The sequence below is a fragment of the Sulfuriferula plumbiphila genome (genome assembly GCF_009938015.1).
Lineage (GTDB): Bacteria > Pseudomonadota > Gammaproteobacteria > Burkholderiales > Sulfuriferulaceae > Sulfuriferula > Sulfuriferula plumbiphila.
This window is the reverse complement of sequence record NZ_AP021884.1, coordinates 1,112,538-1,125,579: the sequence shown is the minus strand read 5'-3', so window position 1 is coordinate 1,125,579 and position 13,042 is coordinate 1,112,538. Positions and strand designations below refer to the sequence as shown.

The 13,042-nt window shown below is 60.6% G+C and carries 12 protein-coding genes, 1 tRNA gene and 1 pseudogene; 7 read left to right on the top strand and 7 right to left on the bottom strand.

Annotated elements, in window-relative coordinates; translation table 11 throughout:
• Positions 1-18: 18 nt before the first annotated feature.
• The 4 genes from hisH to hisD are packed head-to-tail and all read right to left on the bottom strand — an operon-like array spanning position 19 to position 3,692.
• Positions 19-708 carry an imidazole glycerol phosphate synthase subunit HisH gene (gene hisH / locus GZH91_RS06015; protein ID WP_147070521.1) on the bottom strand — a complete coding sequence of 230 codons (690 nt, stop codon included), beginning with the start codon at positions 706-708 and terminating at the stop codon, positions 19-21.
• Between the two features lies 1 nt (position 709).
• The gene (hisB, locus tag GZH91_RS06010) at positions 710-1,297 is read right to left on the bottom strand and encodes an imidazoleglycerol-phosphate dehydratase HisB (protein ID WP_147070524.1); all 588 of its coding nucleotides are present in this window, start codon (positions 1,295-1,297) and stop codon (positions 710-712) included.
• 18 nt (positions 1,298-1,315) lie between these two features.
• Positions 1,316-2,386 (bottom strand): histidinol-phosphate transaminase, encoded by a 1,071-nt coding sequence (hisC, locus tag GZH91_RS06005; protein ID WP_147070526.1) that lies wholly within the window; start codon positions 2,384-2,386, stop codon positions 1,316-1,318.
• Positions 2,387-2,390: 4 nt separating this feature from the next.
• Positions 2,391-3,692, bottom strand: a complete 1,302-nt coding sequence (gene hisD, locus GZH91_RS06000; protein WP_371860354.1) for a histidinol dehydrogenase — start codon at positions 3,690-3,692, stop codon at positions 2,391-2,393.
• A 182-nt stretch (positions 3,693-3,874) separates the two neighbouring features.
• On the opposite strand from hisD, the gene GZH91_RS05995 reads away from it, so the two are divergent.
• A complete protein-coding gene (locus GZH91_RS05995; protein ID WP_371860355.1) occupies positions 3,875-4,303 on the top strand; it encodes a Fur family transcriptional regulator in 429 nt (142 codons plus the stop codon).
• A gap of 6 nt (positions 4,304-4,309) precedes the next feature.
• On the opposite strand, the gene GZH91_RS05990 is transcribed toward GZH91_RS05995, so the two are convergent.
• On the bottom strand, positions 4,310-7,603 hold the full coding sequence (locus GZH91_RS05990; RefSeq protein WP_147070530.1) for a DEAD/DEAH box helicase: 3,294 nt from the start codon (positions 7,601-7,603) through the stop codon (positions 4,310-4,312).
• Positions 7,604-7,739: 136 nt separating this feature from the next.
• On the opposite strand from GZH91_RS05990, the gene GZH91_RS05985 reads away from it, so the two are divergent.
• The 5 genes and pseudogenes from GZH91_RS05985 to GZH91_RS18310 form a co-directional block, all read left to right on the top strand.
• Positions 7,740-7,815: transfer RNA gene (locus GZH91_RS05985), tRNA-Thr, on the top strand.
• A 352-nt stretch (positions 7,816-8,167) separates the two neighbouring features.
• Entirely contained in the window at positions 8,168-8,416 is a 249-nt protein-coding gene (locus GZH91_RS05980; protein ID WP_147070531.1) for a hypothetical protein, read from the top strand.
• Positions 8,417-8,578: 162 nt separating this feature from the next.
• Complete coding sequence (locus GZH91_RS05975; RefSeq protein WP_198415415.1) at positions 8,579-9,058, top strand: redoxin domain-containing protein; 480 nt, start codon at positions 8,579-8,581, stop codon at positions 9,056-9,058.
• Complete coding sequence (locus tag GZH91_RS05970; protein WP_147070535.1) at positions 8,997-9,719, top strand: SDR family oxidoreductase; 723 nt, start codon at positions 8,997-8,999, stop codon at positions 9,717-9,719. The genes GZH91_RS05975 and GZH91_RS05970 overlap by 62 nt, the downstream gene beginning before the upstream one ends.
• Before the next feature lie 163 nt (positions 9,720-9,882).
• Positions 9,883-9,987, top strand: a pseudogene (locus GZH91_RS18310) (hypothetical protein); the annotation flags it as partial.
• Between the two features lie 26 nt (positions 9,988-10,013).
• Here the strand turns inward: GZH91_RS18310 and GZH91_RS05960 are convergent.
• Positions 10,014-10,949, bottom strand: coding sequence for a LysR family transcriptional regulator (locus GZH91_RS05960; RefSeq protein ID WP_198415414.1), 936 nt, complete (start codon positions 10,947-10,949; stop codon positions 10,014-10,016).
• A gap of 870 nt (positions 10,950-11,819) precedes the next feature.
• On the opposite strand from GZH91_RS05960, the gene GZH91_RS05955 reads away from it, so the two are divergent.
• Entirely contained in the window at positions 11,820-12,548 is a 729-nt protein-coding gene (locus GZH91_RS05955) for an SDR family oxidoreductase (RefSeq protein WP_232522217.1), read from the top strand.
• Positions 12,549-12,761: 213 nt separating this feature from the next.
• Here the strand turns inward: GZH91_RS05955 and GZH91_RS05950 are convergent, their stop codons facing one another.
• The gene (locus tag GZH91_RS05950; RefSeq protein WP_147070541.1) at positions 12,762-13,010 is read right to left on the bottom strand and encodes a hypothetical protein; all 249 of its coding nucleotides are present in this window, start codon (positions 13,008-13,010) and stop codon (positions 12,762-12,764) included.
• Positions 13,011-13,042 lie beyond the last annotated feature (32 nt).

Below are 13,042 nucleotides of genomic sequence, written 5' to 3'. Positions count from 1 at the left end.
CATTGTTGCTTGTAATATCTATAGGGAACAGTTGATGTTGAAGGTATCACATTGATCGGCAGCAATGTTACCATTCCAGGTCACAAAATTTCCCAGCAATGCAAGTCCGGCCGCCTGGCTTTTTTCCGGGTGGAATTGCACGGCAAAAATATTGCTGGCCGCCACTGCGCTGGTGAACGGGAATGGGTAGAGCGTAAAGGCCGAAACCAGATCGGGGTTACCCGCTTCCACATAATAACTGTGCACAAAATAAAAGCGCGCGCCATCGGCAATACCGCCCCACATCGGATGCGGCACAGCCTGGTGCACTTCGTTCCAGCCCATGTGCGGCACTTTCAGCCGGTTGCCAGCGCTGTCATGCATCGCCCCGTCCGGGAAGCGCAGCACACGCCCGGGCAGGATGCCCAACCCGGCGACATCGCCTTCCTCGCTATGCTCGAACAACATCTGCATGCCCAGGCAAATTCCCAGGAATGGCTTGCTGGCCGCAGCCTGCCTGACCACTTCCACCAGGCCGCGCTGGCGTAGCTCATGCATGCAGTCGCCCATCGCGCCTACGCCGGGAAATACCACGCGCCCGGCATTCAGGATGATATCCGCATCAGCGGTTACCCTCACACTGGCGGCGGGCGCCACGTGCTCCAGCGCCTTGGACACCGAGCGCAGATTGCCCATACCGTAATCAATTACGGCAATATCCACGCCCATGTCAGAGACTGCCTTTGGTGGAGGGCATCACACCGCCCATGCGCGGGTCGACTTCCACCGCCATGCGCAGGGCGCGGCCAAACGCCTTGAAAATGGTTTCGGCCTGATGGTGGGCATTGATACCGCGCAGGTTGTCGATATGCAGCGTCACCCCGGCGTGGTTGATGAAGCCCTGGAAGAATTCGTGGATCAGGTCCACATCGAAACTACCGATGGCGGCACGCGTATAATTAACGTGATATTCCAGCCCGGGGCGCCCGGACAGGTCCAGCACCACGCGCGACAGCGCTTCGTCCAGCGGCACATAGGCATGGCCGTAACGACGCACGCCCTTCTTGTCGCCGATGGCCCGGGCGAACGCCTGGCCCAGCGTAATACCGATATCTTCCACGGTGTGATGCGCGTCGATGTGCAGGTCACCTACCGCGTCCACTTCGATATCCATCACGCCGTGGCGGGCGATCTGGTCAAGCATGTGGTCGAGGAAAGGCACACCGGTATGGAAGCGACCGTGACCGCTACCGTCCAGATTGAGGGTCACGCTGATCTGGGTTTCCAGGGTGTTACGGGTAACTTGGGCTGTACGCATGATATTTGAATGCTCGAATTAAACGGGCTGGCGCAGGATGTCGGCCAAAGCACCCACCAGTGCCGCACATTGCACGTCGGTACCTATGGTAATACGCATGAACGGTGCAATGCGTTCCGGCTTGCGGAAATGCCGCACGATAATACTGCGTTCGCGCAATTTCGCCGTCAACTCTTTGCCATCATACTGCGGGTGGCGTGTCAGGACAAAATTCGCTGCGGACGGCAGCACCTCAAAGCCGAGTGTCTGCAGGTCAGCAACGAGTTTTTCACGGGTGCTGATGACCTTGCGGCAGCTCGATTCAAAGTAGGCGCGATCCTGCATGGCAGCTGTGGCACCGGCCTGGGCGAGCCGGCCCAGCGGGTAGGAATTGAAGCTGTCCTTGACCCGGTCGAGCGCTTCGATCAACTCGGCGTTGCCAACTGCGTACCCCACGCGCAAGCCTGCCAGGGAGCGCGATTTTGACAGGGTATGCGTGACCAGCAGTTGCGGGTAACGCTTGACCAGACCAACGGCAGACTCGGCACCGAAATCAACATAGGCCTCGTCCACCACCACCACTGAATCAGGGTTGGATAGCAACAGGCGCTCAATCTCGTTCAGCGCCAGCGCACGCCCCGTGGGCGCGTTCGGATTCGGAAAAACAATGCCGCCATTCGGCCGCAGGTAATCATCCACGCGGATTTCAAAACCGTCGGTCAGCGCCACTTCCTTATATTCAATACCGTACAGGCCGCAATACACCGGATAAAAACTATAGGTAATGTCCGGAAACAGGATGGGCAAATCATGTTTGAGCAGCGCGTGAAACGCGTGTGCCAGCACTTCATCCGAGCCATTGCCCACAAACACATTGGCGCGTTCGACGCCGTGATATTCGGCAATTACCTGCCTGAGACGCTCGCTGTTCGGATCCGGGTACAGGCGTAAACTGTCTGCGGCTTCCGCGCGTAGCGCCTCCAGCACACGCAGTCCCGGGCCGTACGGATTCTCGTTGGTATTGAGCTTGACCAGATTGCCCAGTTTGGGCTGCTCGCCAGGCACATAGGGGCTCAGCCCATGCACCACCTGGCTCCAGAAACGACTCATAAGCTTAATCCGTGGTGATGCGGTATTCAGCGGAGCGGGCGTGCGCCTGCAAACCCTCGCCGTAGGCCAATGTGGCGGCAATTTTCCCCAGCGTGCGCGCGCCTTGCTCCGATACCTGGATCAGGCTGGTGCGCTTCTGGAAGTCATACACCCCCAGCGGGCTGGAAAAACGCGCGGTACGCGAAGTCGGCAATACGTGGTTGGGTCCGGCGCAATAATCGCCCAGCGCCTCGCAGGTAGTGCGCCCCATGAAAATCGCGCCGGCGTGTTTGATCCTGGCCGCCCACACTTCGGGCTGATCCACCGACAGCTCCAGGTGCTCGGGTGCGATGTGGTTGGCGATGGCGATTGCCTCATCCAGGTCGCGCACCTCGATCAATATGCCGCGGCCACTGAGCGAGGCTTCGATTACTTCCCGGCGCGGCATGTCAGCCAGCAGTTTCCGGATACTGGCGGTCACGGCGTCAATGTAGGCCGCATCCGGACACAGCAGGATGGATTGCGCCAGTTCGTCGTGCTCCGCCTGCGAGAACAAATCCATCGCGATCCAGTCCGGATTGGTCCTGCCGTCGCAAATCACCAGGATTTCCGATGGCCCGGCCACCATGTCTATGCCCACTGTGCCGAACACGCGGCGCTTGGCAGCGGCCACGTAAGCGTTGCCGGGGCCGACGATTTTATCCACCTGCGGGATGGTGGCGGTGCCATAGGCCAGCGCTGCGACCGCCTGCGCGCCACCAATGGTGAATACTCGCGTGACTCCCGCCACCGCGGCAGCCGCCAGCACCAGTTCATTCTGCACACCATCGGGGGTAGGCACCACCATGATGAGCTCTTCCACACCCGCCACCTTGGCCGGTATGGCATTCATCAGCACCGATGACGGATACGCGGCCTTGCCGCCCGGCACATACAGACCGACGCGATCCAGCGCGGTCACTTGCTGGCCGAGCACGGTACCGTCGGCCTCTGTGTAAGTCCACGACTGCATCACCTGATGCTCATGGTATGCCCTGACCCGCGCGGCAGCTGCTTCCAGCGCATCACGCTGGGCTTGTGGCAGGTTGTCAAGTGCGGTGTGCAGACGTACCAGCGGCAGCTCCAGCTGCGCCATACTGGCGGCATCCAGACGATCGAAGCGTCTGGTGTATTCAAGCACGGCGGCATCGCCATCGCGGCGCACATGGCGCAGGATATCCTCCACCGTGTGTTCGATAGCAGCGTCTTGCCCGCCCTCAAAGGCAAGCAGGCGGTCAAGCTCGGAGTGAAACTGCAGCGAACGGGTGGTCAGCCGTTGGATAGTCAGCATGGTCTCAGTCAATACGTAAAATGGCAGCAGGTACAGTGCAGGCGAACCGATATTATACCGGCAAAGCCTCTGAATTCACGGCTATATTATGGCGTGACAACGAATTAGACGGAGTCCAGATTTTGGATTACTATTATAACGTTGGCAAGTTGAATAAAGGCACACAAGCTATGGACATGATGGTGCAACAATACAGTCGCGACAACATGGCGGATTTGCTGCGCAGCCACGGCATCAATCCAACCCATCAGCGTATCGAGATTGCCTATGCGCTGTTTTCGCGCCAGCAGCATCTGTCCGCCGACCAGATCATGGCCATTGTCAACGACCGTCATTCGGAAACATCCAAGGCCACGGTGTACAACACGCTCAATCTGTTTCTGGAAAAAAAGCTGATCCGCGAAGTGATCGTGGATCCGAACAAGGTTTTCTACGATCCCAATACCCAGTTGCATCATCATTTTTACGATGTTTCCAGCGGCGAGCTAACCGACATTGATGCCGACGGCATCACCATTTGCGGCCTGCCGCAATTGCCCGAGGGGGTGGTCACCGAGGGTGTGGATATTATCGTACGCATCCGCCCTGGCGCCGCCATCCAAGCCTGAGAACGGCTAACCCAACGGCTCAAACATCACCCGCAAATCCTCTGCTGTCAGCGTCGTGCCGGCGTGTTCACCATCACCCAGAACGCCTGCAACCATGCTGCGCTTGCGCTCCTGCAGCGCCAGAATCTTTTCTTCCACCGTGCCCTCGGTATAGAGCTTGTACACAAACACCGGGTTGAGCTGGCCAATGCGATGAGCGCGGCCGGTGGCCTGGTCTTCCACCGCCGGGTTCCACCACGGATCATAGTGAATCACGGTATCGGCGGCGGTCAGATTCAGGCCGGTGCCGCCCGCTTTGAGGCTGATCAGGAACAGCGGCACTTCACCCGCCTGGAAGCGATTCACCGGGGTCTCGCGGTCGCGCGTTTGCCCGGTCAGTTTGACAAAGTCGATTTCGCGTTCATCGAGTTCCTGCTCGATCAAGGTCAACATGCTGGTGAATTGCGAAAACAGCAAGATACGACGACCTTCGGCGAGCATCTCCGGCAACAGCGACATGAGCAATTCCAGCTTGGCCGATTCCTTCACCCTGCGTGCCGCCGGAATCGCCAGCAGGCGCGGGTCACAGCATACCTGACGCAACTTCAGCAGCGCGTCGAGAATGACAATCTGGCTCTTTTTGAAACCCTGCTCGGCAATCGCGGTACGCACTTTGTCCTGCATGGTCGCGCGTATGGTTTCATACAGGTCACGCTGTGCACCGATGAGCTCGCAGGTGCACGGGATGTCGGTCTTGGCGGGCAGATCCTGCGCCACTTCGGCTTTCGTGCGGCGCAGCAAAAACGGCGCGATGCGTCGTGCCAGAGCGTCGCGGCACAGGGTATCGTTGTATTTCTCGATCGGGTTACGGAACACGCGCTTGAACTGCGCCTCGCTGCCCAGTAACCCCGGCACCAGAAAGTGAAACAGCGACCACAGTTCGCCCAGATGGTTTTCCATCGGTGTGCCGGTGAGTGCCAGGCGGTGGCGCGCCACCAGCTTGTGCACCACCTGGGTGGCCTGTGCTTTGGGATTTTTGATGAAATGGGCCTCGTCCAGGATCAGCAAGTGAAACCGGCATTGCGCCAGCACCGCGCTGTCGCGTGGCAGCAGTGCATAGGTGGTCAATACCAGGTCATAGTCGTTGATATTGTCGAAATGCGCCGCGCGATCCGGTCCGTGCAATACCAGCACCCGCAAATCCGGGGCAAAGCGCGCAGCCTCGCGGCGCCAGTTGAACATCAGGCTGGTGGGCGCCACCACCAGGCTGGGACGCCCGGCACGCCCAGCCTCTTTTTCGGCCAGGATGTGCGCCAGGGCCTGCAGGGTTTTGCCTAGGCCCATGTCGTCGCCGAGCACACCGCCCAGCTGGTATTCACGCAGGAATTGCAGCCAGTTGAGACCGTCCTGCTGGTAGGGGCGCAACTCGGCGTGCAAGCCGGCGGGCGGCGGCACCGGGGTCACGCCGGAGAATTCCCGCAGCTTGCGTCCCAACTCCAGCAGCTTGTCGCCGCTTAGCCAGCGCAGCCGCGCTGCCGCATCGATATCAGCCAGGCGCGCTGCGTGTACCGCATTCATCGCCAGTCGTCCGGCGCCATCCAGCGCATCCCCATCAAACAGTTCCACCAGCACCGCCAGCAGACCGCGCACGCGCTCTGCCGGCAGGGCTATTTTCTTGCCGGAGGGCAGCGCGGCCAGATAATGTCCGGTTGCGGGCGATTCACCCCGCAACAGCGCAGCATGCGCTTCGTCGCTCAAATCACGCACCAGTCCGGCCAGGATGGGCAGCAGACTGATACGCTCGCCCGCCACGGTGATGCCGAGCTCCAGGCCAAACCAGTCGGTACCGGAAGTTTCATCCAGATCGGCGTGCCATTCGTCCTCCGCCTCGGCGATATCCCAGCGGAATTCAGGCTCGCTTTCCACACGCCAGCCAGCCTCGACCAGGCCAGGCAGGTGCTGCATGGCGAAATCCGCCCAGCCATCTTCGTCATCCAGCGTAAACGCATCGCCGAGCTTGCTTGCACCAGGCAAATCCAGACGCTTGGCCGAAAAGAAATTCAAAGCTTCCAGTTGCTGCAGTGCGGCACGTTCAGTGGACTGGTGACGGCTGATGGCAAGCAATTCATTACCGACGCGGCGATTCACGCTGTCGCCCGAGGCATGAATGTTGACCCGTGTGCCCAGGTAATCAAACTCGAGCCGCGCCAGATCCACATGAACCGTTTGCCCCGGGCGCTGCCAACCGTAATGCACCAGGGGCGGCCCATCCATTTGCTGGCTGGTGAGTCTGAGCACCGGCGTCGGAATGACATCGTTGAGATGACGGGTCTGCAAGCGCGCCGGCGCGGGCAGGGCGACAGGAATTTGCGCCAGGCGTTGTGCTACCGATTCCATCGCTTGCGCGGGTATGGCTGGCGCGCAAGCGATGGCTTCGGCGACCGCATCGGCCAGGCCGGATTCCAGTTCGCCGCATTCATGTGTGACCACATCCAGCCACCACGGTGGTGCCAGCGCCAATACCTGCGCGGGCGGTTGCGGCTGCAACGTCAAACGCTGGTTGCCATCCGCTGCATCCACCCAAACCGGCAGCGCCGGACGTGCCCCCTGATAGCGCAGCGGCGGTGTTTCGGCAGACTGCCAGAACGCGCGTCCGGTCACCAGCAACTGGCGTAATGCCAGTGCGCCGCGATGGCCGCCAAGATAAAAACTCGGGGTGGCGTCCATGCTGCGCTCGAGCGTGCGCAGCAATTCAACCGCATCCCAGTCGGCGGCAGAAACAAATTGCGGGGGGTTGGGATTGTACAGGGCCTTGAACCCCGACCACGGCTTGGCTGAACCATAGCCACCCTTCTGCAGCAAACGCGCCTTCATCAGCCGCGCGACCAGCCGCCCATCTGCCATCTGCTCAATCACATACAGCAGGCGATCCTGCACTCCCGGCGCAAACTGCCCGTCCGGCTTATCCGCCAGCGCTGCCAGCCCCAGCCGCTGCAACCAGTGATCCAGCCCGGCTGGCACCCCGTCCACTGATTGCACGCCCTCTCCCAATGCTGCAATCAGCACTGCCGCGACATGCTTGCAGTTGTAACCCACCGGGCACCCGCAATGTCCCACCGGATACCAGCCTTTGGGGCTATGATTCACGCGGATGGTCACCGGGTAAGGTTGCGCGCGCGAACCCTGCACCCGGGCTGACATATAGCGCTTATCCGCACTGCACTCCATATCCAGCACCCGTTCTCGCCAGACCAGCTCGCGCCCGCGCGTCAGCCAACCCTCGGAAAAGTGTTCGCGCAGATCGTGTTCGGATAGCGTCATGGATTTATCTATAGGCGAAAGGCGCGATTATCCCCCGGGTTGCCGGCACAGTTCAACCATGGAATCGATTCCGCGCATTCCCATGCAACAAGATTGCCGTAAACCCGGCCGTTCTCTATAATCCCCGCCTTGTGCCGCCGATGTAGCTCAGTTGGTAGAGCAGCGCATTCGTAATGCGAAGGTCACCAGTTCGATTCCGGTCATCGGCACCAGCAAACAAGCGGCTTCCAGAGATGGGAGCCGTTTTCATTTATAGCGCGGGGTTACGCCGGGGTTACGTTCAAAAATCCGGGCCAGTGGTGTCGGGGAAACCTTAAACGCTGCGACCAAGACCTCGCAGACCGCTGCGCTGTATGGCACTCATTCCGCATGAGCATTCGATGGCCTATCGGGTGCCCCGGACCGCAAATTGGCGCGCACCAAGAGCTTGGCGTGCCGCGTGACATGCCTGTATTCCGCGAAGGAATGATGGCTATGCCCCGCATCGGGCTTCTGCGGCTCGCCAAGATCCACGAACATGTGCTCTATCTGACGCCACCCGTATCCACCACCAGGAGCTCGCTCATGACTCGTTTCACTACCCCTACCGTCGAAACCGCGCCCGAGGCGTCCAAGCACACGCTGGAAGCCGTCAAGAAGGCATTTGGCTTGGTCCTCAACCTGCAGGCCAACATGGCCGAATCGCCGGAGCTTCTCGCCGGCTATACGGCCCTCTGGGATATGTTCTCCAAGACCACACTGACACCGCACGAACAGCAAGTGGTCTACCTCACCTCCAATTTCGAAAACAACTGCCGCCTCACCCACACCTAACTCGATCCCTTCATAAAGGGCAACGAATGGAGCAAACCCGCCACCAAGGCGGCCTGATCCCCGTATGGCACGTGTGCGCGGTTCACCGAGCGCCTAACCATCCTCATGGAGAGACCATCATGTCACTGCAAGTTGATCGCTTCGAGGCAAGCCGAGCGTGCGTTGAAAGCGGGCGACAAGGTGCCCGTTTTCACCCTGAACGATCCGGATGGCAAGCCGATGTCTTCGACCGCCCTGCTTGCGAGGGGGCCACTGGTGCTCAGTTTCTACCGCGGCGTGTGGCGCCGCTACGGCAATCTGGAATTGCAGGCCGTGGAAGCGGCGCGGCCGGCTTTCCGTGCCGCCGGCGCAAGTCTGGCGGCGATCTCGCCACAAACCGCCGCCAACAGCCGCAAATCGGTGCGCACCAACCAATTGAGCTTTCCGGTCCTAAGCGACGCGCACAACAAAGCTGCGGCAGCATTCGGCCTGCGCTTCGCGCTGCCCGACTATCTGGTCGAGCTGTACCGGAGACCTTCTGCCGGTGCTCCGGTGCCGGCCGATGGCCAAGGTTTCCTGATCAACTCATGCTGGAGCGAATATGTCTGCACATACTTATCTGATTACCGGCGCCAGCAAAGGCATCGGGCGAGCGCTGGCTGAACGCTTGGCAAAGAACGGTCACCGCGTTGTCGGCCTGGCCCGCCATGCCGACGACAGTTTCCCCGGCGAACTGGTCCCTGTCGACCTTGGCGACAGCGCCGCTACCGATGCCGTGCTGCGGTCGCTCGCCGCGCGCCATGCCTTCGACGGCCTCGTCAACAATGTCGGCCTGGTACGCCCACAGAAGCTCGGCGAGATCAAGGTCGACGATCTTGATGCGGTGCTGGCGCTCAATCTGCATCCGACCGTGCAGGCGACGCAAGCCCTGCTGCCGCATATGCGCGAGCAGGGCTGGGGCCGCATCGTCAATATTTCCAGTCTGACGATCCTGGGTATTACCGAACGCACTGCCTATGCAGCGGCCAAGGCAGCCCTGGTCAGCTTTTCGCGCTCATGGGCACTCGAACTGGCCAGTACCGGCATCACCGTCAACGCGATCGCGCCCGGCCCAACTGAAACCGAACTGTTTCGCGCCAACAATCCGCCTGGGAGTCCCGGCGAGCAGCGCTATCTGTCGGCGGTGCCGATGCGCCGCTTTGGTCAGCCCGACGAGATCGCCGCGGCCATCGCCTTTCTGCTGTCGGACGATGCCAGCTTCATTACAGGTCAGACTCTGTTCGTCGACGGAGGCGCGTCGATTGGCAAGGCGGCGGCATTCTGATGCCCGGCAGAAAGCCCATCGTTCCATTCGCCATGGTGTATTGGAAATGTCCCCTCAGGGACTTCACTGAATTGACCTCGCCAAGGAGTTTCCCGTGAGCCGACTGTTCTCGCCCCTGAATCTCGGTCCCTTGCATCTGGACAAGCGCATCATCGTTGCTCCGATGTGCCAGTACTCGGCCGACAACGGCCGGGCCACCGACTGGCACCTGGTGCATCTGGGCAACCTGGCGCAGTCCGGTGCCGGATTGATGATCCTCGAAGCCACCGCGGTCGAAGCGCGCGGCAGGATCACTTATGCCGACCTCGGCTTGTGGGACGACACCACCTCGGAAGCGCGCTCCCCGGAGGCAGCCAGCGCGGCTTCGACGAAGGCCACGAAAGCGCGCGCCTTGGCGCTGGCCATGCGTCCGGTGGGATAAATCGCCCACAGGTCCATCGGCGGCAACGACCAGTCGACGAGCACGGGCTTGACCGCACCACTGGCCAGTTCCGGCGCGAACATCCATTCTGAGGCGATGGCCACGCCCATATCGGCGAGCACCGCCGCACGCACGCCTTCCGCGGCCGTCACCTGGACCCGCCCGGAAACCGACACGGATACCTCTGACGTGCCACGTCGGAAGGCCCAGGCGCCACCGCCGCCGCGCTGGTCGTAAATGATGGCCTGGTGCGCGACCAGATCGGCGGGCACCTGTGGCTCGCCGGCAGCGGCGAAATACGCGGGCGTCCCCAGCACCAGACGCTGTGACCGAGCGATCCCGCGCGCGGTCATGCCCGAGTCACCCAAGGTGCCCATGCGCAAGGCAATGTCGATGCCTTCCTCGAGCAGATCGATATTGCGGTCGTCCAGGACCACGTCGATGTTCAGTTCCGGGTGTTCGACCAGAAAGGACTTCAGCTTCGGCAGGATGTGCAGTCGCGCGAAGGTCACTGCCGCGCAGATGCGCAGGCGACCAGATAGGCCGGTCCCCGCGCCGCGCGCCGCTAGCTCGGCCTCGTCCGCTTCCTCGATCGCGCGCCGCGCATGCTTGTAGAAGCTGTGGCCTGCTTCGGTAGGCGTCAGGCCTCGCGTCGAGCGCAATAGCAGGCGCACGCCAAGCTTGTCTTCCAGATGGGCGATCGACTTGGACACCGCCGGCTGCCCTACGCCGAGCCGACGCGCGGCAGCGGAGAACGAGCCGGCATCGACCACGCTGACAAAGGTTTCCATCGAGGCAAATCGATCCAATGGGTATTCCTCCTTGGAATGAATTATATCGTCACCGCCTATCTGCCGTCATCGCCGCGCAGCCTTCAAAACTTCCCTGGACCGGATCTCCTGCCCCCCAACGCACCAACCACGCTGCACGTCCAGGCCTACGCCACTCCGAACAATCAGTCTCAAGGTTCCGATCGCGCCGAAGGAACTTGGGCTGCCTTACGGGCTTGATGCCCATCCCAGGCTCGCGCAGTACGCGAGCTGTGTCAGATCGCTTTGCCGCCAGGCATCAAGGTACCTTTGCCAAAATTCCCGCCCTTGCCGTGTCGCCATGAGGTGTGCCTTTGAAAAGGCATCAGGATCGCACGAGTGCAGGGATGGATTACAGGTGAATGGGCCGGCCGCTTACCGCGGACCGATGAGAGAGGACAACAACATCTACCTGATTCCCGGGAGCGATGACAACCCGCAGGCTGAAAATGGGTATTGAAGCGCTGGCGCTGGTTCTTCGAGGAAGATAGGGGCGAATGGCTGACTGACCTGGACCTTTGACCCACGACAATGTCACCCGCTCTGTTCAAGCCGTTCTTCGACATCGAGATCCACTCCACGGTCTCCGACGTATCGGGGACTGGAACGAAGGGGACAGCAATGTCAAATAATCGACCAAAACGCCCAAAGACGAAACCCACCTGGAGCGATGTGAAGATCAAGCGCACCGACTTCGACCGAGCTGGCCTGACGCAGCCGACGCCTGTAGAATCGTCTCCTCCGTGGCGTCATTAGTCACCGGCATGATTTCCAAGGGATATCTGCAGGCCGCGCGCGGCATTGACAGAAGTTGGCTGGGCAATAGCAACGCCGGCCAACGCAACGGATACGGGAGAATGAACGATGAAAATGGAAGATCTCACCAATAAGGTCGCCGTCATCACTGGAGCTTCCAGTGGTATTGGTGAGGCCGCCGCACGATTATTGGTGCAGGAAGGTGTTCGTGTCGTGCTGACGGCACGCCGACGAGAACGCCTGGAGGCTCTTGCCGCCGAGCTGGGTGATGCCGCTATCGCGATCCCTACCGATGTGAGCGACCCCGAGCAGGTACAGGCCTTGTTCTCCCAAGTGCGCGAACGTTTCGGCGGGCTCGACCTGCTCTTCAACAACGCCGGTGTGGGTTACCATGCCCCATTTGCGGACAGCAAACCGGAGGAATGGCAACGCACCATCGACGCCAACCTCTACGGGGTGCTGCGCTGCACCCACGCCGCGATTCCGCTGCTCAAAGGGCGGCCGGGCGCGATGATCTCTACAGTCTCCAGCGTTGGCGGACGCTACGGCATTGCCGGCTGGTCGGTCTACAACGCCACCAAGTTTGCGGTGGTGGGTTTTCACGACGCGCTGCGCAAGGAACTCGGTCCTGAAGGCATCCGGGTTGCCTTGATTGAGCCCGGAGCGGTATGGACCGAGTGGGGTCATAATGTCCCCGCAGAAGTGATGCACGAGCGCCGCGAGTCCCTCGACGCCCTCCATCCCGAGGACGTGGCGCAGGCCTTGGTTTACAGCTTCGCGCAGCCGGCCAATGTGCTAGTCGAGGAGATTCTGGTGCGCCCGGTACGGCAGATCAGTCCATAATTTGTCCCGGCAACCTTAGGCATGGGCCCTATACCGTAAAGCGCATGGCAGGGCCGAAAAGAATGTCGCCATGCCAGGTGTTGGAAAGTCCTTTGTCCTGTCGATGCCTGCGGTCGCCATTTTCATGAGGCGGCTGCCTTTTCTCCATCTGAAGCCCCGCTTCCTCAGACACCGGACCTTTATCGCCATCTTCGCTGCCTCCATGGCGATGCCCTACTGAATCCGCAGAATACCTCTTTCCGACCCCTTGTGCCGGGGCGAAAAATCATTTGTGCCGGATTTTGGCAAAGCATTCGAGCGTTTGCCGCGCGACAGGGTCTTTTTCAGCGCAAGCTTGCCATGGGCATCCACGCTGTGCACACTGAATACGTTCTTGACCAAGTCGATTCCTACACCAGTAATATATGACGGACTCTCCTCCTCTTTCGATTGAACAGTACTGCTCTCTTCAATCCGGCACATGTGGTGCCGTCTGGGACGAGGAAGTCCATGCA